This window comes from Pseudoalteromonas sp. '520P1 No. 423' (genome assembly GCF_001269985.1).
GTDB lineage: Bacteria > Pseudomonadota > Gammaproteobacteria > Enterobacterales > Alteromonadaceae > Pseudoalteromonas.
Genome location: NZ_BBZB01000001.1, coordinates 1,109,325 through 1,133,372 on the forward strand (window position 1 = coordinate 1,109,325; position 24,048 = coordinate 1,133,372).

At 35.5% G+C, this 24,048-nt stretch carries 26 protein-coding genes and 1 tRNA gene; 16 read left to right on the forward strand and 11 right to left on the reverse strand.

Translation table 11 applies throughout. From position 1 onward, the window contains the following. Positions 1-52: 52 nt before the first annotated feature. From PSA_RS05055 to zapB, 3 genes are all read right to left on the reverse strand, one after another. On the reverse strand, positions 53-364 hold the full coding sequence (locus PSA_RS05055) for a hypothetical protein (RefSeq protein ID WP_042147268.1): 312 nt from the start codon (positions 362-364) through the stop codon (positions 53-55). An 82-nt stretch (positions 365-446) separates the two neighbouring features. Further along, positions 447-737 (reverse strand): cell division protein ZapA, encoded by a 291-nt coding sequence (locus tag PSA_RS05060; protein ID WP_042147271.1) that lies wholly within the window; start codon positions 735-737, stop codon positions 447-449. Then, a complete protein-coding gene (gene zapB / locus PSA_RS05065; RefSeq protein WP_042147274.1) occupies positions 737-967 on the reverse strand; it encodes a cell division protein ZapB in 231 nt (76 codons plus the stop codon). Before zapB ends, PSA_RS05060 begins: the two co-directional genes overlap by 1 nt. A 153-nt stretch (positions 968-1,120) precedes the next feature. On the opposite strand from zapB, the gene PSA_RS05070 reads away from it, so the two are divergent. The 3 genes from PSA_RS05070 to PSA_RS05080 all read left to right on the forward strand — a co-directional run bounded on the left by PSA_RS05070 (position 1,121) and on the right by PSA_RS05080 (position 3,590). Then, positions 1,121-1,957, forward strand: coding sequence for a 23S rRNA (adenine(2030)-N(6))-methyltransferase RlmJ (locus PSA_RS05070; protein WP_042147277.1), 837 nt, complete (start codon positions 1,121-1,123; stop codon positions 1,955-1,957). A 97-nt stretch (positions 1,958-2,054) separates the two neighbouring features. After that, complete coding sequence (locus PSA_RS05075) at positions 2,055-2,816, forward strand: LytTR family DNA-binding domain-containing protein (protein WP_042147280.1); 762 nt, start codon at positions 2,055-2,057, stop codon at positions 2,814-2,816. 267 nt (positions 2,817-3,083) lie between these two features. Further along, positions 3,084-3,590 (forward strand): DUF3016 domain-containing protein, encoded by a 507-nt coding sequence (locus PSA_RS05080; protein ID WP_042147281.1) that lies wholly within the window; start codon positions 3,084-3,086, stop codon positions 3,588-3,590. A gap of 73 nt (positions 3,591-3,663) precedes the next feature. Here the strand turns inward: PSA_RS05080 and PSA_RS05085 are convergent, their stop codons facing one another. Next, positions 3,664-3,960, reverse strand: a complete 297-nt coding sequence (locus tag PSA_RS05085) for a hypothetical protein (protein WP_042147283.1) — start codon at positions 3,958-3,960, stop codon at positions 3,664-3,666. A gap of 68 nt (positions 3,961-4,028) precedes the next feature. Beyond that, positions 4,029-4,325 (reverse strand): hypothetical protein, encoded by a 297-nt coding sequence (locus PSA_RS05090; protein WP_042147286.1) that lies wholly within the window; start codon positions 4,323-4,325, stop codon positions 4,029-4,031. 72 nt (positions 4,326-4,397) lie between these two features. On the opposite strand from PSA_RS05090, the gene PSA_RS05095 reads away from it, so the two are divergent. Continuing rightward, complete coding sequence (locus tag PSA_RS05095) at positions 4,398-4,613, forward strand: hypothetical protein (RefSeq protein ID WP_042147289.1); 216 nt, start codon at positions 4,398-4,400, stop codon at positions 4,611-4,613. A 7-nt stretch (positions 4,614-4,620) separates the two neighbouring features. Here PSA_RS05095 and epmB read toward each other — a convergent pair whose 3' ends face one another. Then, positions 4,621-5,634, reverse strand: coding sequence for an EF-P beta-lysylation protein EpmB (gene epmB / locus PSA_RS05100; protein WP_042147292.1), 1,014 nt, complete (start codon positions 5,632-5,634; stop codon positions 4,621-4,623). A gap of 39 nt (positions 5,635-5,673) precedes the next feature. Here epmB and efp point away from each other — a divergent pair, with 39 nt between their 5' ends. Further along, the gene (efp, locus tag PSA_RS05105) at positions 5,674-6,243 is read left to right on the forward strand and encodes an elongation factor P (RefSeq protein ID WP_042147295.1); all 570 of its coding nucleotides are present in this window, start codon (positions 5,674-5,676) and stop codon (positions 6,241-6,243) included. 141 nt (positions 6,244-6,384) lie between these two features. After that, positions 6,385-7,359 carry an elongation factor P--(R)-beta-lysine ligase gene (gene epmA, locus PSA_RS05110; protein ID WP_042147298.1) on the forward strand — a complete coding sequence of 325 codons (975 nt, stop codon included), beginning with the start codon at positions 6,385-6,387 and terminating at the stop codon, positions 7,357-7,359. A 14-nt stretch (positions 7,360-7,373) separates the two neighbouring features. Here epmA and PSA_RS05115 read toward each other — a convergent pair whose 3' ends face one another. From PSA_RS05115 to PSA_RS05130, 4 genes are all read right to left on the reverse strand, one after another. Next, positions 7,374-8,075, reverse strand: coding sequence for a glycerophosphodiester phosphodiesterase family protein (locus PSA_RS05115; protein ID WP_042147301.1), 702 nt, complete (start codon positions 8,073-8,075; stop codon positions 7,374-7,376). Positions 8,076-8,220: 145 nt separating this feature from the next. Beyond that, positions 8,221-9,117 (reverse strand): DMT family transporter, encoded by an 897-nt coding sequence (locus PSA_RS05120; RefSeq protein ID WP_042147303.1) that lies wholly within the window; start codon positions 9,115-9,117, stop codon positions 8,221-8,223. Between the two features lie 68 nt (positions 9,118-9,185). Further along, a complete protein-coding gene (locus tag PSA_RS05125; protein WP_042147306.1) occupies positions 9,186-10,097 on the reverse strand; it encodes a hypothetical protein in 912 nt (303 codons plus the stop codon). A gap of 99 nt (positions 10,098-10,196) precedes the next feature. Further along, positions 10,197-10,272: transfer RNA gene (locus PSA_RS05130), tRNA-Ala, on the reverse strand. Positions 10,273-10,566: 294 nt separating this feature from the next. On the opposite strand from PSA_RS05130, the gene PSA_RS05135 reads away from it, so the two are divergent. Then, complete coding sequence (locus PSA_RS05135) at positions 10,567-10,953, forward strand: hypothetical protein (protein ID WP_042147309.1); 387 nt, start codon at positions 10,567-10,569, stop codon at positions 10,951-10,953. A 51-nt stretch (positions 10,954-11,004) separates the two neighbouring features. On the opposite strand, the gene PSA_RS05140 is transcribed toward PSA_RS05135, so the two are convergent. Continuing rightward, a complete protein-coding gene (locus PSA_RS05140) occupies positions 11,005-12,177 on the reverse strand; it encodes an MFS transporter (RefSeq protein ID WP_042147311.1) in 1,173 nt (390 codons plus the stop codon). 132 nt (positions 12,178-12,309) lie between these two features. Between PSA_RS05140 and PSA_RS05145 the strand changes: the two genes are divergently transcribed. The 9 genes from PSA_RS05145 (at position 12,310) to lpdA (ending at position 23,936) form a co-directional block, all read left to right on the forward strand. Further along, positions 12,310-12,849: a DUF2058 domain-containing protein gene (locus PSA_RS05145; RefSeq protein ID WP_042147411.1), complete on the forward strand. Its 540-nt coding sequence runs from the start codon at positions 12,310-12,312 to the stop codon at positions 12,847-12,849. Between the two features lie 135 nt (positions 12,850-12,984). Next, positions 12,985-13,752, forward strand: a complete 768-nt coding sequence (locus tag PSA_RS05150; protein WP_042147314.1) for a class II aldolase/adducin family protein — start codon at positions 12,985-12,987, stop codon at positions 13,750-13,752. Positions 13,753-13,813: 61 nt separating this feature from the next. After that, positions 13,814-14,989 carry a mandelate racemase/muconate lactonizing enzyme family protein gene (locus PSA_RS05155; RefSeq protein ID WP_042147317.1) on the forward strand — a complete coding sequence of 392 codons (1,176 nt, stop codon included), beginning with the start codon at positions 13,814-13,816 and terminating at the stop codon, positions 14,987-14,989. 99 nt (positions 14,990-15,088) lie between these two features. Continuing rightward, entirely contained in the window at positions 15,089-15,643 is a 555-nt protein-coding gene (gene ampD, locus PSA_RS05160; protein WP_042147320.1) for a 1,6-anhydro-N-acetylmuramyl-L-alanine amidase AmpD, read from the forward strand. 39 nt (positions 15,644-15,682) lie between these two features. Then, positions 15,683-16,603: a beta-lactamase regulator AmpE gene (gene ampE, locus PSA_RS05165; RefSeq protein WP_042147322.1), complete on the forward strand. Its 921-nt coding sequence runs from the start codon at positions 15,683-15,685 to the stop codon at positions 16,601-16,603. A 353-nt stretch (positions 16,604-16,956) separates the two neighbouring features. Beyond that, positions 16,957-17,703 carry a pyruvate dehydrogenase complex transcriptional repressor PdhR gene (pdhR, locus tag PSA_RS05170; protein WP_042147325.1) on the forward strand — a complete coding sequence of 249 codons (747 nt, stop codon included), beginning with the start codon at positions 16,957-16,959 and terminating at the stop codon, positions 17,701-17,703. Between the two features lie 70 nt (positions 17,704-17,773). Next, positions 17,774-20,440 carry a pyruvate dehydrogenase (acetyl-transferring), homodimeric type gene (aceE, locus tag PSA_RS05175; RefSeq protein ID WP_042147329.1) on the forward strand — a complete coding sequence of 889 codons (2,667 nt, stop codon included), beginning with the start codon at positions 17,774-17,776 and terminating at the stop codon, positions 20,438-20,440. 11 nt (positions 20,441-20,451) lie between these two features. After that, complete coding sequence (aceF, locus tag PSA_RS05180; protein WP_042147331.1) at positions 20,452-22,338, forward strand: pyruvate dehydrogenase complex dihydrolipoyllysine-residue acetyltransferase; 1,887 nt, start codon at positions 20,452-20,454, stop codon at positions 22,336-22,338. A gap of 170 nt (positions 22,339-22,508) precedes the next feature. Next, complete coding sequence (gene lpdA, locus PSA_RS05185) at positions 22,509-23,936, forward strand: dihydrolipoyl dehydrogenase (protein ID WP_042147334.1); 1,428 nt, start codon at positions 22,509-22,511, stop codon at positions 23,934-23,936. Positions 23,937-24,048: the final 112 nt, after the last annotated feature.

The following is a 24,048-nucleotide window of genomic DNA, read 5'->3' on the forward strand; positions in this document are numbered from 1 at the left end:
TGATGAATATTTTGAGTGTAGACTAGTTTAAAAAATAGCTGTAATAAAAATATTAACTAATAACTTGTAAAACCACATAAGGAGACTTAATGATTATGAAAGGTAAAAATATAAAAACAACCGCCATAATTAAATAAATTGCTGAATGAATATAATGCGTTTTTTTAATTTTTAACAATGAACAACCCGCTATCAATCCGCCAGCAACAATTAAAAAGCCCCATAACTGTAAAAGACTGGTACTTTGAGTTTGTTGAATTTTAAGTAAGGTTGCAAATACATGCGCATCACTAATTAAAACAGCAAGCAAAGTAATGCTTACTAAAATGAATTTAATGCCTAATATTCTACTTTTTGAAGCCATAAAGTTTTCATGTTTACAAAAGTGGAGTACATTATGGTTATAAAAGGGTATTAATTACCAGAGGTTTATGCGAAATAACGCACTATTTATTATCGAGTGCGTTATTTACTGTAGAAATTAAAGCATTGAGATCTTGCTGATTTTTCTCTAATTTTTGATTTGCCAAAGCGAGTTCGTGACTTAAATTTAAAGCTGTCATCAAAAGTGCTCTGTCATTATTTCGAATACCACTACGCTGTTTGATATCCCAAAATAACTTATCTAAATGTTGTGCTGCTTCATTTAAAGCGGGCTCTTGTCCATCTGGGCAAGCAAACTGGTGTTGCTGCCCCATGATTTCAACCTTAATACCTTTTGGGTGGGTTGGAGACATTAATTAGCCTGCTGAACACTTTGTAATTTAGTTAATAAACCTTCAAGAGTTGTTGCAGCATGCTTTTGTTTTTCATCTACTTCTAACGCTTCAAGTTGTAGTGTTTCATTTTCATCAGTAAGTTTGTGGTTTTGATCTTTTAACTCAGAAACAGTTTGTTTTAACTGGTTGTTTTGTTCAATAAGTTGATTGATCAGTTGTTCGAGTTGAGGAAGTGTTTCGTTTAACATAAGGCGCTCTTATAACTGGTTTAATAATAACTGCAAATTTAATCTAAACTTGTACATATTGCTACTGTTTACGCACGAATAGCTGAAATAAGTTAGCTTTTTAAGTAAAATAGCGAAAGCTACCTCTTTATTAAAAGAAAAATAGGATTTTAAATGCTTAGTTATCGTCACTCATTTCATGCTGGAAACCCAGCCGATGTGTTAAAACACTTAGTATTGTTTGAAGTATTAAAGTACCTCACAAAAAAAGATAAATCATTTGAGTATATTGATACGCATAGTGGAGCTGGAATGTATGCGTTTTCCTCAAGTGAAGCACAAAAAACGCAAGAATTTGAACAAGGTATCGCTAAATTATGGTCGTATTCAGGTGATAATCAAGCAATTATAGATTACTTAGATTTAATCAAAGGTTTTAACCAAAATGAATTGTCATTTTATCCAGGTTCTCCTGCGGTTGCTCATAAGGTATTAAGAGCACAAGATAAGTCTTGGTTATTTGAATTACACCCGCAAGATCATGGCCATTTATCTAATAATTTTAGACCAACAAGAAAAAGAAAAGTAAGAAAAGAAGATGGTTTTCAGGGGTTATTAGGCTTATTACCGCCTTTATGTCGTCGTGCTTGTGTTTTAATTGATCCGCCTTATGAAATTAAATCAGACTATGAATTAGTTGTTAAAACAGTTGCAACTGCATATAAAAAATTTGCAACAGGTACTTATATGATTTGGTACCCAGTTGTAGATAGAGAGCGAATTGAAAAAATGGAAGCGTCACTGATTGAATCAGGTATTAAAAATGTTCACCTTTATGAGCTAGGCACTTCAAAAGATACCGAAGAACATGGCATGACAGCATCAGGCATGATAGTGATAAACCCACCGTGGAATCTAAGTAATACTATGGATTCAGTGATGCCAGAGTTAGTTGAATTACTTTCAAATGATGATGGTTTTTATCGCTCAGTAGAGCTTGTTTCTGAGTAAGTAAGTATAAAATAACGTGAAATAAATTCCTAAAGTATTGACTTGTACGATAAGTTTCGTATATTACTGCGAGTTCTATCGTATAAGGAAGTGGGAAATGAATAAATATAATGTTGTTATCGCCAGTGCAAATGAAAAAACACGCCTTAATATAAAGCAGTTATTAGAGTTTTATTTTGACTTTGAAGCCGTTGCTTTGACAAGTAATAAAGACGATGTATTAGGTGTATGTTTATCTGGTGAGATAGATGTTTTATTCATTGACTCAAATCTGCTTTCTGATGAAGAACAAAGCCATTTAATAGAAAAACTTTCCCCAAATATCAGAATTGTATATTTATCTGAAAATTCAATTCAAGCTGCTAATGCTTTTGATTTAGGGGTTATTGACTATTTAATTACGCCTTTTTGTAGTGAGCGATTCCAAAAGTGCATACGTAAATTGTTAAGAGAATTAAATCGTGTTGTTGAAGCTCCTATGGCACACATTCAAAATTTATTGAGTCAATTTCAATTACCTAATACGGCAAAAGACCCCATCGTTGTTAAAGATACTGGCAAAATTCGCATAATAGATACCGATGATATTTTATGGGTTGGCAGTGCAGGAAACTATGTTGAACTACATTTATCCGATGAAGAAAGGCCTATTTTACACAGAGAAACCTTATCAGCTATGTTAGATAAATTAACATCATATGGGTTTATTCGTATTCATAGATCTTCACTGGTGAAAAAACAGAGTATTACTGAGCTAAAACCAACAGATAATGGCGATTATTTAGTAACATTAAAAAATGGTGATTTACTTAATTTATCTCGTCGTTATAAACAAAGCATGTCAGGCATTTTGACTTAATAGCATTTCCGTTAATTTACCAGTCACTCAGCGTAAATTCAAAGCGCTTTAGGGAATATATTGATTGTAGGCAATGACTTTTCTCTTATGAAAATCATTTATTAAGCTTTTTATTCAATTGTTTTCCATTTACTATTAGGTAAATAATTCGTAAAATTTATTGATATTATATGCTGATTGTCTGATGCTCATTAAGCTTATGTTAAGTTTATACTTGGTATCTTAGCTGCAAATATTTTAAGTTGTTTTTCTCTTGGAGATGGCGTAATGAAAGTAATTAATAAAATAGCAGCAGTATTGGTTTTATCTATACCTCTTCTGGCAAATGCTTCTGATAGTCCTAGTGATTTTAAATCAAAAGTAACTTGGGGTGATTTTAACGACTTTACGGACGTGAGACCAAATGGCGGACCTAAAGGATCTTTTCATAAACAGGTTAAGAAATCATTTGAAAAGCATTTTGCTAAATTAGCTAAAAAATTACCTGATGGATATAAATTAAGAGTTAAAGTTAATGACCTAGATTTAGCGGGTGATGTGCGTTTTGGTGGTATGAATGAAATGCGCGTTGTAAAACCTATCTACTTCCCTAAAATTAAATTTAGCTATGTATTAACCGACAGTAAAGGCAAGTTAATAAACAAAGATGATGTAAAGCTAAAAGATATGGGTTTTATGGATAAAATTAAAAGTGGCAGAGATGGCTCTTTTTACTACGATCATAAGTTAATATCAGAGTGGTTTAATAAACAATTATTAACGCAAATTAAATAAAGCGATACTACAAATAAATACAAAAAAACCTCATTTTTAATGAGGTTTTTTGTTTTGAAAAGGTTAAAGTGTTTTATAAAATAGCAGCAATATCTTTATAAAGTTGTGTTGCTTGTGTTTGCGTTAAATTGCTTACTGATTGCGACTTGCCAATTGTGCTACTTACTCTAACCGATTCATTTGATGTACTGACTGAGGTTTCAGTTAGCTTTTCACTTAACTGTTTTTGTAAACCTAACTGCGATATTTTAATAACATCATCGGAAAACGCACCAAATCGAGAGCTCGATGATTCAGAGCCTTTTTGTTTTTGAAGTGCGCCCGCCTTTTGTATTTCACTACCGACAGTTAAAGGGAGTGCTATCGACATAATCCCTCCAAATAAATGGTATTAGATTAAGTATAGCTTAAATTAACCGCCTGGTTGAATAATGTACGTTACTTGCTGTTGAAATTAGCGAGTAATTGGTGAATTTTTTGTAATTTCACAACTGTTGATTCTAATAACGCTGTATCTAAATCATCTTGTTTACTTAATGTTTCAACTGCAGATGCAATATCTAATATATAAGGCTTAAAACGTTTTGCATCAAACGAAAAAGCAGGATCTTTTAACAGAGCACTAAATTTAGCATGGCCATTTTTTTGTAATGTGTCTAGTTGATTATCTGCATCAAGGGCTTGTCTGTATAATACTTTTAAGTTGTTATTTAACTGCTCTATTACTGGATTCATTTTTATCTAAAGGTTTTTTGAAAATTGCCGCTATAATATCATTAATGCTTGATTTCTAAAATGGAGAATTAGATGGATATTTCAGGTGGAGGTTTATCTTCAATTAATAACTCTCAAGGTTCACAAGTGTATTCAGCTGCATTGGCAAAGTCACACCAAAAGCTAGAAGGCGAAGCTGCATTAGCTTTAATTCAATCAGCGACTAGTAGTTCACAAATCGTGAGCAATCAACCTTCAGCTTCTTCTGTGACAGCAACGTTAGGGCAAAATATTAATATACGCGTCTAGTTGCATATTATTGTAATGCTAAATCAATAGGCGTTTTGCTTTTTTCGCCGCCTATTTCTCTTACCAATTTTGGTACTAAAAACCCTGGTAACTCATTTAAGATGCCTTTTTGAATTATGATCGCGTCTTTTTCAGCAACCTCAAAGTGTGCAGCACCTTGTACTTTGTCTAAAACATGTAAGTAATAAGGTAAAACATGCGCACTAAATAACGCTTCACTTAAATCAACTTGCGCTTTAACTGTATCGTTAATATTTTTTAAAAGTACTGCTTGGTTTAATAAAGTGACATCTGCTAACTTTAATTGTTGTAGTTTTTGGCTTAATGCGAGGTCAATTTCATTAGCGTGATTAATATGGGTTACTAAAATAACTTTTAATCGTGAAGACTTGAAACGTCTACACAATTGATCTGTGATCCGATTAGGGATCACCACGGGAAGTCGGCTATGGATCCTTATTCTTATTATGTGAGGTATTTTTTCCAGTTCTGTCATAAACCAATCAATCGCATCATCTTTTGCCATAAGCGGATCGCCGCCACTTAAAATCACTTCATTAATATTTTTATCGTTAGCGATATATTTTAAAGAATCGATCAGTGCTTTTTTGTTTAAATGATTATCTTGATAAGGAAAGTGACGTCTAAAGCAATAACGACAATTTATGGCACAACCTGTTTTAAAAATGATAAGTACACGGGATTTGTATTTATGTAATAAACCAGGGATTTGATTGTTTTGTTCAAGTAAAGGGTCGTGATCAAAACCTTTTTTGATTAAAAATTCTTGATGTAAAGGCAGTACTTGTAATAATAAGGGGTCATGACTATCACCGACTTTCATTTTTTTTATAAAAGGTAAAGGCACACGCATCGCAAACAGTTTTCGTGCTTTCATGTCTTCAGAAAAAGCTTTTTCATCAATTTTGAGCATTTTTAGCAATTTATTTGGCTCAGATACGGCCATTGCTAATTCTTTTTGCCAGTTAGTATGCAAATTTGCTTCAATTGTTTGTATCATAGCTTAGTAAATAACTCGAATTGATTAATAGAGGATAAGATGGCGAATTATAGCACTAATGAATTCAAGGGAGGCCTAAAATTTATGATGGACGGCGAACCTTGCAGTATTATCGAAAATGAAATGGTAAAACCTGGTAAAGGCCAAGCTTTTAACCGTGTAAAATTACGTAAATTGATCTCTGGTAAAGTATTAGAGAAAACATTTAAATCAGGTGATACTGTTGAAGCTGCTGATGTAATGGATACAGAGCTTGCTTACCTTTATAATGATGGTGAGTTTTGGCACTTCATGAACAACGAAACATTTGAGCAAGTTGCTGCAGACGAAAAAGCATTAGGTGATGCACTTAAGTGGTTAGTTGAAAATGATGTGTGTACACTTACAATTTGGGATGGTCGTCCTATTGTAGTGACTCCGCCTAACTTTGTAGAGCTAGAGATCACAGATACAGATCCTGGCCTTAAAGGTGATACTGCTGGTACTGGTGGTAAACCTGCAACTTTATCAACAGGTGCTGTTGTACGTGTTCCATTATTTGTTCAAGTAAACGAAGTAATTCGTGTTGATACTCGTACTGGTGAATATGTGAGTCGTGTTGCTAAATAGTTCTGCTTCGCATTTCTATTAAGGCCACTGCGTGGCTATCTCCGTGGGTATGTAGTTAAATGACTCTCAAAGTCGTTTGGGTACATATCCCACTTATCTGCATTGCTAACTTCCCTATTTAAATTTCCTTAAGGTCTTATTGTGAACTCTCCTCTTTGGCAGCCAAGCGCCAGTATAAAAAATTTAAAAAAACGTGCTGAAATTATTCGTAGTATTCGAGAGTTTTTCTACCAAAGAAATGTAATGGAAGTTGAAACGCCAAGCCTATCTCAAGCAAGTGTGACAGACATTCATTTAATCAGTTTTAATACTGAATTTTTAGGGCCAAATTATAGCAACGGTGTACCGCTTTATTTGCAAACATCACCTGAATACGCAATGAAAAGGCTATTAGCTGGTGGCAGTGGCGCTATTTTTCAAATAAGCAAAGCTTTTAGAAATGAAGAGTCGGGCAAGCATCATAATCCGGAATTTTCAATGTTAGAATGGTATCGACCTGGTTTTGATCATTTTGACTTAATGGATGAAATTGATTCTCTCATGCAAGCTATTTTAAAGTGCGAAAAAGCACAGAGAATAACCTATCAAGCTGCTTTTGGATCTATATTTAATACAAACCCATTAACAGCTTCATTAGAAACACTGAAACAGCTTTGCGAACAACATGGTTTTGAAAACATAGCTAAAGACGAAACAGACAAAGATACCTTGTTACAGCTATTATTTAGTATGGTTGTTGAACCAACAATAGGGCAAGAACAACCCTGTTTTATTTATGACTTTCCAGCATCTCAAGCAGCGCTTGCTAAAATAAACAAAGATAACCCACAAGTAGCTGATAGATTTGAGCTGTATTTTAAAAATATGGAATTGGCTAATGGTTTTAATGAACTAACAGATGCCAATGAGCAGTTAAACAGGTTTGAAAGCGATAACTTAAAAAGAAAAGATATGGGCTTAGCTCAGGTGCCTGCGGATCTTAATCTAATAGATGCCTTAGCTTCTGGTATGCCTGAGTGTGCAGGTGTGGCTTTAGGTATTGATAGATTAATAATGCTAGCGCTAGAGCAGAGTCAAATCAAAGATGTGATTAGCTTTGATATAGAGCGTGCTTAGATTTATTTAACCGGTTAATTAGTCAGATCTTGAATAATACCTTTGGTTGTTGCTGGGTAATTAGTAAAAATACCATCAACACCTAAGGTCAGCATGGCTTTGATATCGTCTACTTTATCTAGAGTATAAGCGTAAACCTTTAAACCTCTTTTGTGAGCGTCAGAAACAAAATCCTGATTAATAAAATCTTTATCTAAATGGATACTAAAAGCATTTAATGTGCGAGCAAACTTAGCATACTCAAGAGGAATACTTGAGGTAAGCGCGCCTATTTTAATCCAAGGTAATTGCTGTTTTATAAATCTTAATTGGTGGTGATCATAAGATGAAATGATTAAATTTTCTTGTGATATTTTACCGTTTTCAAGGTTGTTTTTAATATCTTCAACAAGTTGAGTTAAATCAAATGTATGTTTAAGCTCAATGTTTAATAAAGTTTGATTATTATTCCAATTTATTAGTTCTTGTAGGCTAGGGATTTGTTCGCCCATGCCAGCATCAAGTGCTTTTAATTGGTTTAAAGTGTAATTACTCACTTTACCTTGGCCATTGGTTGTTCTGTCTAACCATGAGTCATGAATAATGACATAGGCATCTTTAGCGCTATGTAAATCGACTTCAATGCCATCTACTTCTATCTCTAAAGCCGCTTTTATCGCACTTTTGGTATTTTCAGGATAATTTCCACTGGCACCTCTGTGAGCAAATACTTTCATTTAACAATCAACTCCTTTTATTTAAACCCACCTTACATAAGCCTCTGGGGATTTACACTTCGTTGTTATGTTATCTTTTAAGTGAGTAACCATTACTGCGATAACATGCCTAGAATTGAAAAACCCAATGCCTCTGAGTGGGAACTTACTTAATACAACTGCCATTATTACTCGCTTTAGCTTTTTTTGCTTTATTAACCGACCAAGTTTCATAAAAAGCCGCACTGACAACTAAAAAACCACCAATAAAGGTTGTTAAGCTTGGTCGCTCACTTAATAAGATAAAAGATAAAACGCAGCCGTATAGCGGTTGTAAACACGAGATTAAACCTGCGGTTGTTGCAGATAAATTTTGTAAACTTGAAGCAAATAATGAATGTGGTGCTGCCGTAAATATCACGCCAACTAACAGTATTAATAACCAATCAGTTTGTGTTACTTCAGATGGAGGCACTTCAACAAATAAACATAACATTAAACAAGCCACTAAAGTTTGATAAAGCATAGTGTGCGGGCCAGAATAATGCACAAAGTAATTTTTATGTAATACATTTCTTAAGGCAAAAAATACCGCAGATATCACACCGATTATTATGCCAATTGTTACTTGGTTACCTAAACTGGCTTCAGGAATAAGTAAATAAATACCAAAAACAACCACACACGCTAGCATTAAATCTTTTAATTTAGGGCGCGTTTTATTAAATAATGGCTCTAAAAAAATAGTGAAAACAGGGTAAGTAAAAAAAGCGATAATACCGATGGTTACGCCAGCCATTTGCATGCCAGTAAAATAAGTAACCCAATGAATGCCAACAACAATACCTAATAAGATAGCAATGCCATAATCTTTTTTATTAGCGAGCTTTATTTTCTTTTTTGTTAGATATAATAAAATGAATAAAGTAATAGCAGCGACTGCTGTGCGATAGACTGTAATATCTAAAGCAGGCATGCCTATTAGTTTAGAAAATAAAGCGGTACCACCAAACAAAAATACGGCAATGTGTAAATATATGAGGCTTTGGTTATGTGAATGCATTAATAAATGAATTTTTTTTCTTATCTTATGGGAGTCTAAATTACATAACAAGATGAAAATTCATATATTTATTTAAATTTTATATCTTTATAAAAAGGAAATTCTTTAAGTAGCCACCAAGCATCTTGAGTAGCTTGTAGATCTTGTTGATCGTTTTTTAATAAAAATAGCCTTTTACCGCCCCATTTACTTAATGGAAACAAGTGACTTGTAATAGGGTGATTTTCAAGTTTTGTTTTAAAGCTACCATCTTTTATTGCTTGCTTGAGACCATAACTGATTTGGCTTGCTAAGGCATAGTTTTTATTATCAACATAAAACCACATATTAAATGGATAAACTAATAAAAACTCGTCAAATATAACCAATTTATTGCCCCACATTATTTGATACTTTTCTATTTCGCTGTAGCCTTCATGTATGCCCCTTGGAAAATAGTCACAACGTCCTTTTTCTAGCATTTTGAAGTTAATTTCAAATTTATTAACCTTTAAAATTTTTAATTCCGCATTTTCTAAAATGGTGGTATCAGGCCAATGCTCTGCTTGGCAGGCGGTTAATGTTTTTAATTGTTCCATAGTAGTGATGTTTGAAAACTTTTTTCTATCTGCTTTTCTGATAATGAGTGCGCGAACACCTAAAATACCACCAAGCAAATCTATTGGAATGGCGGTAAAGCTCTCTTCTCGTTCTTTATTGGCTCCGCCCCAAGTGATATCAAGATAAATTCTATTTTTTAGCATTCTGAACCAGCGACCCTGAGTCATAGAAATTGTGCTTAATACCAGTTGTGATTGGCCGTATTTGTCTTGAGATTTATCAAGTGCTAATTGGATGATGTCAGTAAAAAATAAGTGGGCAGTATCTGTATCAGATTGAGGTGCTATGGTTCGAACAATATTAAGCTTTTTATCAGCGGCATTATTATTTAAAGGTATTAAAAGCAATAAAGCACATATCAAGGCAATTGAGAATTTCATAATTGAAATAACCAAAACAAATTGTTTATTAAGTATAGGTTTTTTTTACAGGGTATTACTAGATTTTTTAGAAGTGTATATATTTATTTGATGAATAAGTGGTGGAGCTATGCGGGATCGAACCGCAGACCTCCTGCGTGCAAGGCAGGCGCTCTCCCAGCTGAGCTATAACCCCACATTCCATCATTCAAGGTTACTGGTTGCCTTGAACGGTGCGTACTGTATGTTTATTCATAACTTTGGTCAAGTACTTTTTATTATTATTTTTTTGAATGTTTAAAAATAAAACAAAAGCTTTAAGTATGTTAGATAAAAACTTAAATCAAAAAAATGGTGCAGTTATGGTTATGAGCTTGATGAGAAATATTGGCAAAATACCACTTTTAGAATATTAGGGCATTGTGTAGATTAGCGCTAAGGGTTAATGTAGTTAATGAAATCATAAGCAAAATTACAAAAGGGTTATTCAATGAAAAAGGCTTTACCGATAATATTATTAACATTGTTATCTGGGTGCGCCAGTAAATCAGACATGCCCGCTTATGAAATTAATAATGAAAAGTTTATCGCTTCAACTGAAAATAAACAAAAGTCGTTTTCATATACGGTCTCAGTTAAACCTACGGGGGCAGTTGACCTGACCCCAACAAAAAATATGTCACGCAGTGCTTATAAAAAATTACTGCTCACAGAGCGCTTTAGTGATTCTGGTGCGTTAAAATTAGAGCTAGAAGATAAAGCCGCTAACATGTTAGAAAAAGAGCTTAAAAAGCGCAGTTATTGTGACAAAACTCACTCGATAGATGATGTAGTGTGGCGTGATTATAGTGTGAAATTAAGTGGTAAGTGTTTATAGTAATACAACTCAGCTATTGGTCAAACAGTAGCTGAACCCTTCTTGTAAAAGTTATTCATATTCCAATAGTTGCTTATTTGATTTTAAATAACCTGAATATACTAACCCCAGTCCAAATATACACACCAATAAAATAACCATTAAAAAAGCTGTTTTACCATGGCTTTGATAAACTAATCCGGGTAAAAATGACCCTAGCGCACCGCCAGAATAATAAAAAGAGACATAAACACCATTTGTGACGCTAGCTGGTGCTTGGCTTATTTTGTTTACTAGCGGTGCTGAGATTGAGTGAATAATAAACATAGCGCCGCAAAAGAGTGAAAAAGCGGTAAAAAAGACAGGGAACTGATTTGGCATCATTAATACAATTGCGCTGCAATAAATGATGAAAATAATGCTCAATAATTTAAAAGGTATCTGGAATCTTTTAACTAAGAATGGTGTTAATAATGATGCAATAGCCCCAAATAGGTAGCCAATATATACTAAGCCTATATTGGCAGTATTTTGCATATTAAAGTCATGTTTTAAAATAAATGGTAGATAATTTAAAACTGCAGTAAAACAAAAGAACATACAAAAAATGGCACTATAAACTTTAAATAGCCCAGGTTGTTTTAAATTTTTAATGCCCGAAAGAATAGAGGGCGTTGCTTTATTTTGTGTCTTATTCTTGGTTGGGATATGTCCTTTAATATTAATTTTAATAAAAATAGCTAAGCTCAATAAGCTAATAGCGATTAGGTAATAAAAGCTCTGCCAATTAAAAAACTCAGTAAAGCTGGCTGCTAATAACCTGCCAAAAAAACCGCCAAGAATGGTACTACCAATATAGATGGTCATATTTTTTTGCAGCTGATCATTTTGATATGTTTGACCGATATAGCTTGTCATAGCTGTTAATGCCGCTGGTAGTAATAACCCCTGTAACACTCTACAAAATAACAATAGCTCAAAGGTTTTTATAAAAGGAAATATGATGCAGGTAATCGCTAATAACATCATAGTATTTTTTAGTATTTTCAAAGTATTTAGTTTTTGAAATATAAAACCATAAAACAGTGGTGCGATTGCTAAGGGGATCATAGTGGCAGTCATTAAACTACCAGCAGCGGCAGGGCTAACATTAAATGTGTTGGAAAATAAGGGCAGCAGTGGTTGTGGTGCATAAAGCACAAAAAAGATGAAAACAGAGCTGCACAATAAGTGAAAAAAATGCATAAGTTAGCTTTTACAATACTTAGAAATTAAACTGTGGATAGCTTAATCCTTTAAAACTTCAATACAAGGCTTTTAATTAATCAAAATGATTATTAAAATAAGCGTATTCCATCTATATAGAGCATGATGATCATGGGTTCATTACAAGACCAGCTATTAAAATCAGGTTTAACCACTGAACATAAAATTAAAGTGGCAAAAACAACTAAACGCAAGCAACAAAAAAAGAAGAAAAAAGGCGCAAGTAGCAATCCAAGCGACTTACAAAAGCATATTGAAAAAAATAAATTAGAGCAGCAGAAAAAAGCAGAAGCACTTAACCAAGCTAAAGTGATTGAGCAAAAAGAAAAAGAGCAAATAGCGCGTGTTAAACAGATTTTACAGCATCATAATCAATCAGAGATCAAAGGTGAGTTAACCTTTAACTTTACTTATGAAAATAAGATCAAAGATCTAGATGTAAATGAAGTTACAAAAAATGCACTGGCAAAAGGTCGCTTAGCAATATGTGTGCTTGAAGGCATTTTTTATGTATTAAATGATGAACCAGCTCGTAAAATAGCTGAAGTAGACGAAAAATATATCGTATTACATGCATTGCCTGAAGATGATAAAAAAGACGAAGATGATCCATATGCTGATTTTGAAGTGCCAGATGATTTGAACTGGTAATCGTAATTATAAAAAAGCCGCTTTAAGCGGTTTTTTTATTTTAGATCATTGTAACATTCTAAAGCTTGTTTTAGACTTCTAAACATCTATCGTTAGTTTGACTGGCGATCCTAAATTTCAAGAAGAGATCTCATCATGTTTGAATTACCGCAATTAGATTTAAAAAATAAAGTTCCAGATGATGAATGGCAATTACGAATAGATCTCGCTGCGTGTTATCGACTTGCGCATTCATATGGTTGGGATGACACCATTTATACACATATCTCTGCACGACTTCCGGGTAAAGATGAGTACTTAGTTAATGCTTTTGGTCTTGCATTTGATGAAATCACAGCGTCCAATTTAGTGAAGGTAAATTTACAAGGAGAGATTTTAGATGACTCACCATTTAAGATAAATCCTGCTGGTTTTACAATTCACAGTGCGATCCATGAAGTACGTGAAGATGCACATTGTGTGATTCATTTACATACTAATGAAACCATTGTTGTCTCAACCTTAGAGGATGGCTTACAACCTATTTGTCAGCATGCAATGTTTCCACTAAGTGCGATTGCTTATCATGACTATGAGGGTTTAGCGGTTAATGCAGCAGAAAAAGCACGTTTACAACAAGATTTAGGCAATGCCCATACTTTAATGTTGCCAAATCATGGCGCTTTAACTTTAGGGCCAACAGTGGGTGAAGCATTTATGCGTTGGGCTGATTTACAACGTGCGTGTGAAGTGCAAGTGATGGCACTTTCAACAGGAAAGCCGCTGATCCCAATAGCGGGAAATATTTTAGATACAGTTAAAACTCAGCAAAATAAAGTACATACAGGTAGTACAGGCGGTCAGGTTTCTTGGCCTGCTATGTTACGTAAAGCATATCGTTTAGATCCAAGTTTTGCTAAGTAAATTAAAGCTAAGCGCTGTATTTCAGGGCTTGACTCAATAATCAAATTAAATAGGAACAATCATGAAAGTAACTCGCGTCGAAGTGTTTGATATCCATTGTCCAGATAGACCTGCTTGGACACCTGTTTTTGTTCGTATTCATACTGATGAAGGTATATCTGGTGTGGGTGAAGCGGGCCTAGCTTATGATTTAGGTCACAGTGCTGCAGCTGCGATGATTAAAGAGATGGCTGAAGCCTTTTTAATTGGTCATGACCCTTTCCAAACAGAAAAGCTATGGGCTCGTATGTTACGAGAAAGCTTTTGGGGCTTAGGCGGCGGACCAGTTGTGTATTCAGCTATGAGTGCATTAGATACTGCACTTTGGGATATTAAAGGTAAAGCGTTAGGTTTGCCTGTTTATCAACTTTTAGGTGGCAAGGTAAACGACAAATTAAGAACTTATGCATCGCAATTACAATTTGATTGGGATGACGAGTTTAAAGCACTAGTACAACCACAAGAATACGCTGAGGCGGCTTTAAAAGCGGTGGCAGAAGGTTACGATGCAGTTAAAGTTGATCCTATTATGTATAACAAAAATGGTGAAACTTATTATGATCGTACTAATATTATTCATCGTTCAGAAATGAAGTTATATCGTGCACGTATGCAAGCTATTCGTGAAGCAGTTGGCGATGAAGTTGATATTATTTTTGAATGTCATAGTTTACCTGGCGCAACATCTGCAATTCAGTTAGGTGAAATTGCTGAAGAGTTTGACTGTATGTACTATGAAGAACCCGTAAATTACTTAAACCACTCGTTACATGCAAAAGTGGCTGACAAAGTAAATGTGCCAATTGCGGGTGGTGAAAGACTTTATAATAGATGGCAAGTTCGTCCATACCTTGAAGATCAAAGTGTAGATGTACTGCAGCCTGACATTGGTTTATGTGGTGGTTTTACAGAAACTAAAAAGGTATGTGATTACGCTGATATTTTTGATGTACGTATTCAAGCACATGTTTGTGGTGGTCCAGTTGCAACAGCTGCATCATTACATTTAGAAACTGCGATCCCTAACTTTTTAATTCATGAACATCATACTTATGCGATTAAAAAGTGGAATCGTGAATTATGTTTACAAGATCCGCAACCTAAAAATGGTTTCTTTGAAGTGTCTGAAGAGCCGGGTATTGGCATCGAACTGAATGATGAAGTGGTAATGCGCTCTCAAAGAGTTGAAATTAAATAATTAAAGATAAATAATTATCTTGTAACTAAGTAAGGCCCATATTAATTTATGGGCCTTACTTGTTTTAGGTATGTTGGATTTTAAGGGAATACATCTTTTATGAAAGATTACTCTATTAGTAATGGCTGTTTAAATGAGGTTGATTTTCATTGCTCGGCTCATTTTAATGAACGACCAGATGAGAATGATATCTCTCTTTTAGTGGTCCATAATATTTCTTTACCGTCGGGAAAGTTTGGTAATTCATATATTGATGATTTATTTATGGGAGCACTTAATTGCAATGCACATCATAGTTTTTCTGATTTAAAAGGTTTAGAAGTATCGGCGCATTGTTTAATAAAACGCTGTGGAGAAGTCATACAATATGTACCTTTTAATAAGCGTGCATGGCATGCTGGTGTATCAAGCTTTGATGGTGTAGATGGCTGTAATGATTTTAGTATTGGTATTGAATTAGAGGGCACAGATACGATTGCATATACTTCAATGCAGTATCAATCACTTAGCGCTATAGCAAAAATATTAATAAAGCATTATCCTAAGCTCACTAAAGCGCGTATCGTTGGTCATCAAGATATTGCACCAGGTAGAAAAACAGATCCTGGTGAAAGTTTTGATTGGTCATATTTTTATCAATTAATCGATTTATAATCTCAAAGTACTTATGATTTACTGCTACCTAGGTGAACTATGACGCTGATTTCTATATTAATAGCTTTAATTATTGAACGTTTAGATGCAAAAGGCCGTTATTGGCAAATGCACATATATGCCAGTAAATACTTAAATTTATCAACGGGTGATTCTTCAATTGCTCATTCAGTCACTCAACCTTTGTTAAAAAAAGAAATTGGTTTTTTACTTTGGTTGGTAATACCAGCTGCATGTGTGGGCTTTATTTATACCTTATTTGACTTTGTGCTGTTTCAATTGGCAATTAATGTTGTCATTTTATTAATTTGCATTGGTTGTATTTATTTACGAGAAAAGTACAAAGGCTACTTAAATGCCATGCAGCGTCAAGATAATGAAGCTGCAACCTTATATGCTTTGCAATTAGGCCAAAAGAAAACTGCAGAACAACTGGATAGTGAAACTTTAGGGCAAACACTCTCTTGGATTAATTTTAGGTTTTATTGTGCGGTATTATTTTGGTTTGTTGTTTTAGGACCTGCTGGCGCTGTATTTTATGCCTTAGTGCGCACTTATGCTGATTTGGTACGAAAAGACATAGAAGTAACTAAACAAAAAAATGAAGATACTGAAGAATTAGAGCAAGTCGACTTTGAATATTCAATTACGCAATATCACAAAGTGCTGCAGTCTTTATTGTTTTGGCTTGATTGGTTACCGGCACGTATCGCTAGTTTAGGTTATTTGATTATAGGTAATTTTAATAAAGGCACTACATGTTGGTTAAAGTACTTATTAGATTTTAAAGTGAGTAATCGAAAAGTTGTTACTCATACCGCATTAGCGGCTGAGCAAGTAGAGCAAAAACATATTGGCTGTACATTCGAAGCTAAATGTATGGTCAGGTTAGTGAAAAGAAATATATTTTTGTTTTTAGCATTGACCGCATTATTAACTTTATTTTCAGATTTGCCTTAATAAATCTGCTTCGCACCTTTATTGTGGCCATTACGTGGCATTTAAAAGATAGAATTATTTCTATCTTTTATTTTTTGAGTTAACCGATAAAGTTGCGTTTAATATAGTGAAGCAATCTAAAACATCTCTGGCTATAATTAGAATCAACTCATTGGTCTGACCACTTTGTTTTATCGATATTTACCTTTCTTTTTTGACATTTTTTCCATAATTTACCTTTTGTTGATATAGATCGGTTTAAATTACAGCCATTGGTCTGCGTAACTTTGACTATATTCACTATTTTTGTTAATTTATGCAGAATAATTTGGTATGACCAATTTACCGTTGAGGTTTAGGTACTATTTTTAGCCATGAATTTTAAAATTAAAACAGCAAAATTATCTGACATCATTCTTGAGCAGTTAGAAAATATGATCCTTGAAGGGTCGCTTGCGCCAGGACAAAAATTACCGCCAGAACGAGAACTCGCAAAACAATTTGAAGTTTCCCGTCCTTCATTGCGTGAGGCAATTCAAAAGCTAGAAGTAAAAGGATTAGTTTATCGTCGTCAAGGGGGTGGTACTTATATTAAAAACCAGCTTGAAGAAGGCATGACAGACCCTTTATTTGAATTGATAAGTAAACATCCTGAATCGCAGTTTGATTTATTGGAGTTTCGACATGCACTTGAAGGTATATCAGCTTATTATGCAGCATTGCGCGGTACAGATACTGATTACGAAGAAGTGAAACTGAGCTTCAACCAAATTGAAAAAGCGATAGATTTAGAAGCGAAAGCAAAAGCGATTAATGAATTTCACTTTGCAGTCGCTGAAGCATCACATAATGTTGTGTTATTGCACTTAATACGTGGTATGTCTTCTTTACTAGAGCAAAGCATTTTAGAAAATTTAACTGTTTTAGTTGAGAAGGATAGCGTGAAAGCGCAGTTAGCAGAACATAGAAAAACCCTGTTTAATGCCGTAATAGAAGGGCAGCCAGTACAAGCAAGAGAGGCAAGTAATGCTCACTTAGCTTTTATTGAAGAAGCTTTATTAAAAGCAGGTAAAGAGAATTCCAGAATAAAACGCAGTTTAAGACGTACACAGCAAAACTAGTATTTCAATAGAATACTTATGATTGTACGAATACAAAAATTTAATATTAAATAGATTAAGGAAACATCCTATGTCTGAAGTCCAGAAACATGATATTGACTCACTTGAAACTCAGGAATGGTTGCAAGCACTAGAATCTGTAGTAAAAGAAGAAGGTGTTGAACGTGCTCAGTTTTTACTTGAGCAAGTACTAGAGCAAGCACGTTTAGATGGTGTTGATATGCCTACAGGTATAACAACTAACTATGTAAATACAATTCCTGCAGATCAAGAAGCTGCATATCCTGGGGATGTAAACCTAGAGCGTCGTATTCGTTCAATCATTCGCTGGAATGCGATCATGATTGTACTACGTGCATCTAAAAAAGATTTAGATTTGGGCGGCCATATGGCATCGTACCAATCATCAGCTGCATTTTATGAAGTGTGTTTTAACCATTTCTTTAAAGCTGCAAATGAAATCAACGGTGGCGATTTAGTTTATTATCAAGGTCATATTTCTCCTGGTATTTATGCACGTGCTTTCCTTGAAGGTCGTATTAGTGCTGATCAACTTGATAACTTCCGTCAAGAAGTTGATGGTAAAGGTTTACCTTCATACCCGCATCCTAAATTAATGCCTGAGTTTTGGCAGTTCCCAACTGTATCTATGGGCTTAGGTCCAATTGCATCTATCTACCAAGCTCGTTTCTTAAAATACTTAGATGGCCGTGGTTTAAAAGATACTAAGAGCCAAAGAGTTTTTGCTTTCTTAGGTGACGGTGAAATGGATGAGCCAGAATCACGTGGTGCTATCTCTTTTGCAGCGCGTGAAAAGTTAGATAACCTGTGCTACTTAGTTAACTGTAATTTACAGCGTTTAGATGGCCCAGTTATGGGTAACGGTAAAATCATTCAAGAACTAGAGGGTCTATTTAAAGGCGCTGGTTGGAATGTAATTAAAGTTGTTTGGGGTTCTGGTTGGGATAAGTTACTTGCTAAAGATACGACAGGTAAATTATTAGAGCTAATGAATGAAACAATTGATGGTGATTATCAAACATATAAAGCTAAAAATGGTGCGTATGTACGTGAACACTTCTTCGGACGTTACCCAGAAACATCAGCACTTGTTGCTGATATGACAGATGATGAAATTTTCGCGCTTAAGCGTGGTGGTCATGAGCCTTCTAAACTTTATACTGCATTTAAAACAGCTGAAGAAACTAAAGGTCGTCCAACTGTAATTTTAGCTAAAACAGTTAAAGGTTACGGTATGGGTGAAGCTGCCGAAGGTAAAAACATTGCTCACCAAGTTAAGAAAATGGATATGAGCCATGTTGAGCATTTACGTTCTCGTTTAGGTTTACAAGATTTAGTATCTGATGAAGCATTAAAAGAATTGCCTTATTTAACGCTAGAAGAAGGTTCGGCTGAACATAAATACTTACACGCGCGTCGTAAAGCATTACATGGTTATACACCTGCACGTCTACCAAACTTTACTAAAGATCTTGTGATCCCTAAAGTTGAAGAATTCAAAGTATTATTAGATGAGCAAAAACGTGATATCTCTACAACTATGGCGTTTGTTCGTACATTAAATATTTTATTAAAAAATAAAAATATTGGCGAAAACATTGTCCCTATCATTGCTGATGAAGCGCGTACTTTTGGTATGGAAGGTTTATTCCGTCAAATTGGTATCTACAATCCTCATGGTCAAAACTACACACCACAAGATAGAGGAATTGTTTCTTATTATAAAGAAAGTACTTCTGGTCAGGTATTGCAAGAAGGTATCAATGAGTTAGGTGCAATGTCTTCATGGGTGTCTGCTGCAACATCTTATAGTACAAACGATTTACCTATGATCCCATTCTATATTTATTATTCAATGTTTGGTTTCCAACGTGTTGGTGATATGGCTTGGATGGCTGGTGATCAGCAAGCACGTGGTTTCTTATTAGGCGCAACAGCAGGTCGTACAACGTTAAATGGTGAAGGTTTACAACATGAAGATGGCCACAGTCATATTCTAGCGAGCACTGTGCCTAACTGTATTTCTTATGATCCTACATATGGCTATGAAGTTGCTGTAATCGTACAAGACGGTATTCGTCGTATGTATGGTGAAGAACAAGAAAATATTTATTATTACTTAACTGTGATGAACGAAAATTATCATCAGCCAGCTATGCCTGAAGGTGCTGAAGAAGGTATTCGTAAAGGTATCTACAAACTTAAAACGCTTGCTGGCGAGAAATCGAAAGTTCAGCTATTAAGCTCAGGTACTATCATGATAGAAGTACTTAAAGCAGCAACTATCTTAAGTGAAGAATACGGTATTAGCTCTGATGTATTCTCTGTAACTTCATTTAATGAATTAGCGCGAGATGGACAAGATGTTGAGCGTTTCAACATGCTTAACCCTTCGGCTGAACAACGCCAAGCATATATCAATGAAGTATTAGGTTCTGAAGCAACAATTGCTGCAACTGATTACATGAAGAACTTCGCAGAGCAAGTACGTGCATTCGTACCAACAGAAAACTATAAAGTACTAGGTACTGATGGTTACGGTCGTTCAGATAGCCGTGATAATTTACGTCGTCATTTTGAGGTGAATGCAGGTTATGTTGTTGTTGCAGCGTTAACTGAGTTAGTAAAACGTGGTGAAGTAGAAGCAAGTGTTGTCACTGATGCGATTGCTAAATTCGACATCGATACTAATAAACTTAATCCTTTATACGCATAAGAGATAAAAACATGACAATCGAAATTAATGTACCAGACATCGGTTCAGATGAAGTTGAAGTGACTGAAATTCTTGTAAGCGTAGGCGACAAGGTTGAAGTTGACCAATCTATTTTAAATGTTGAAGGTGATAAAGCTTCAATGGAAATCCCAGCAGCGACTGCAGGGATTGTTAAAGAAATCAAAGTAGCTGAAGGTGATTCAGTAACAACTGGTTCTTTAGTAATGGTTTTTGAAGGTGCAGCAGAAGTTGCTGCTCCGGCACCTGTTGCAGCTGAGCCAGCTGCGGCTCCCGTGGCAACTGCATCAGCAGCACAGGAAGTAAATGTGCCTGATATTGGTGGTGATGAAGTTGAAGTAACTGAAATTTTAGTTGCTGTTGGCGATGTTGTTTCAGAAGACCAGTCAATTTTAAACGTTGAAGGCGATAAAGCATCAATGGAAGTGCCTGCACCATTTTCTGGCACTGTTAAAGAAATCAAAGTAGCAACAGGTGATACTGTTTCTACCGGTTCTTTAGTGATGATCTTTGAAGTAGCGGGTGCAGCAAAAGCAGCACCTGTGGCTGTTGAAGCAGCTCCTGCAGCAGCACCAGCTGCTGTATCTGCAGTACAGGAAGTAAATGTACCAGATATCGGTGGTGACGAAGTTGAAGTAACTGAAATTTTAGTTGCTGTTGGCGATGTTGTTGCAGAAGACCAATCAATTTTAAACGTTGAAGGCGATAAAGCTTCAATGGAAGTACCAGCACCATTTGCAGGTACTGTTAAAGAAATTAAAGTAGTTGCTGGTGATAAAGTATCTACTGGTTCTTTAGTGATGATATTTGAAACAACTTCAAGTGCGCCAGTTGCTGCAGCGCCAGTAGCACAAGCTGTTGCTTCTACAGCGCCTGCGGCAAAACCTGCTGCGGCACCTGCAGCTAAAGTATCAGCTGCACAAGAAAGCTTTGCAGAAAATGATGCTTATGCACATGCCTCGCCTGTTATTCGTCGTTTAGCCCGTGAGTTTGGTGTAAACCTAGCTAACGTAACTGGTACTGGCCGTAAAGGTCGTGTTGTTAAAGAAGACGTGCAAAACTATGTTAAAAACCTAGTTAAGCAAGTTGAATCAGGTCAAATTTCTGCTTCTAAAGGAAATGCTGGTGGCGGTGAATTAGGTTTAATTCCATGGCCTAAAGTAGATTTCTCTAAATTTGGTGAAGTTGAAGAGCAAAAACTATCTCGTATTCAAAAACTGTCTGGTGCTAATTTACACCGTAACTGGGTTCAAATCCCTCATGTTACTCAGTTTGATGAAGCAGATATCACTAGCCTTGAAGTGTTCCGTAAAGAACAAAATGTGATGGCTGAAAAACGCAAACTTGGCGTGAAAATCACGCCGCTTGTGTTTGTTATGAAAGCAGCAGCTAAAGCGTTAGAAGATTTCCCAAGATTTAACTCTTCATTAAGTGAAGATGGTGAAAGCCTAATTCTTAAGAAATACATCAATATTGGTGTTGCTGTTGATACGCCAAATGGTTTAGTTGTTCCAGTATTTAAAGATGTGAACAATAAAGGCATTATCGAACTATCTCGCGAATTAATGGATATTTCGAAAAAAGCACGTGAAGGCAAATTAACATCTTCAGATATGCAAGGTGGTTGTTTTACTATTTCATCTTTAGGTGGCATTGGTGGTACTTCATTTACACCTATCGTAAATGCACCTGAAGTTGCAATTTTAGGTGTATCTAAATCTGAAATTAAGCCTAAGTGGAATGGCAAAGAGTTTGAACCAAAACTGATGGTTCCTTTATCTATGTCATACGATCACCGTGTTATCGACGGCGCATTAGCTGCACGTTTCACTGTGACACTTGCTAATTACATGAGCGATATTCGCCAGTTAGTAATGTAATTGTAAGCGCGAATTTATTCGCGCTTTTTTAGGTCGGGTGATACAATCCGGCCACAAATTTATTCAATATGTCCTTATTCCTGTTATTGATACGATTTTCAGTGATGGGTGACAGGAAAATAAGTGGGCAGAACTGATTTTGTCCCGTTCAAAAATATAAAGGTAAAAGCATGAGTAACGAAATTAAAACGCAAGTCGTTATACTAGGTGGTGGACCTGGTGGTTATTCTGCAGCTTTCCGTGCTGCTGATTTAGGTTTAGAAGTAACTTTAGTTGAGTCTCGCAATACTTTAGGTGGTGTGTGTCTTAATGTTGGTTGTATCCCTTCTAAAGCATTACTACATGTTGCTAAAGTAATTGATGATGCAGCAGCAATGGAATCTCATGGTGTTACTTTTGGCGCGCCTAAAATCGATTTAGACAAAATCCGCTCTTGGAAAGAGTCTGTGATCGGCCAGTTAACTGGTGGTCTAGACGGTATGGCTAAGATGCGTAAAGTTAAAGTTGTTAACGGTTACGGTAAATTTACTGGATCTAACACTTTAGAAGTTGTTGATGGTGATACAACTTCCACAATCACTTTTGATAATGCTATCGTAGCTGCAGGTTCTCAACCTGTAAACTTACCATTCATCCCACAGGATGACCGTGTAATTGATTCAACTGGTGCATTAGAGCTTAAAGATGTTCCTGAGAAACTACTTGTATTAGGTGGTGGTATTATCGGTCTTGAGATGGGTACTGTTTACCGTGCGCTAGGTTCTCAAATTGATGTTGTTGAGTTTGCAGACCAATTAGTGCCTGCTGCTGATAAAGACGTAATGAAAATCTACCAAAGATACGTAAAAGATAAATTCAACGTAATGCTTTCTACTAAAGTTGTTGGTGTTGAAGCTAAAGAAGACGGTTTATACGTTACTTTTGAAGGTAAAAAAGCACCTACAGAACCAGTGCGTTATGACAAAGTATTAGTTGCTGTTGGTCGTACGCCAAACGGTAAACTACTTGATGCTGAAAAAGCGGGCGTTGCAGTAGATGAGCGTGGCTTTATCAATGTTGATAAGCAATTACGTACTAATGTAAACCACATCTTTGCTATCGGTGATATCGTAGGTCAGCCTATGCTTGCACATAAAGCAGTACATGAAGCACACGTAGCTGCTGAAGTAATTGCTGGTCAAAAGCATTTCTTCGACCCTAAATGTATTCCTTCAATTGCATACACAGATCCTGAGATTGCTTGGGTTGGTGTAACTGAAAGAGAAGCAAAAGAGCAAGGTTTAAACATCGAAACATCAGTATTCCCTTGGGCTGCATCTGGTCGTGCAATCGCTTCTGCACGTACTGAAGGTCAAACTAAAATGATCTTTGATAAAGACACTGGTCGTGTGATCGGTGGTGCTATGATTGGTATCAATGCTGGCGAAATGCTTGGCGAAATTGGTTTAGCAGTTGAAATGGGCGCAGACGGTGAAGACTTAGCGCTTACGATTCATGCTCACCCAACACTAAATGAGTCAATTGGTCTAGCTGCTGAAATCTTTGAAGGTTCAATCACAGATTTACCAAACAAAAAAGCAGTTAAAAAGAAAAAATAAATTTGTAAACAAATTTATTTAAAACTCGGCTATGCCGAAAAAAGGGTGAATGATTTCACCCTTTTTTATTGTTTGATTTATTAACGTATTATTTCACTTTATTGCCAATGCT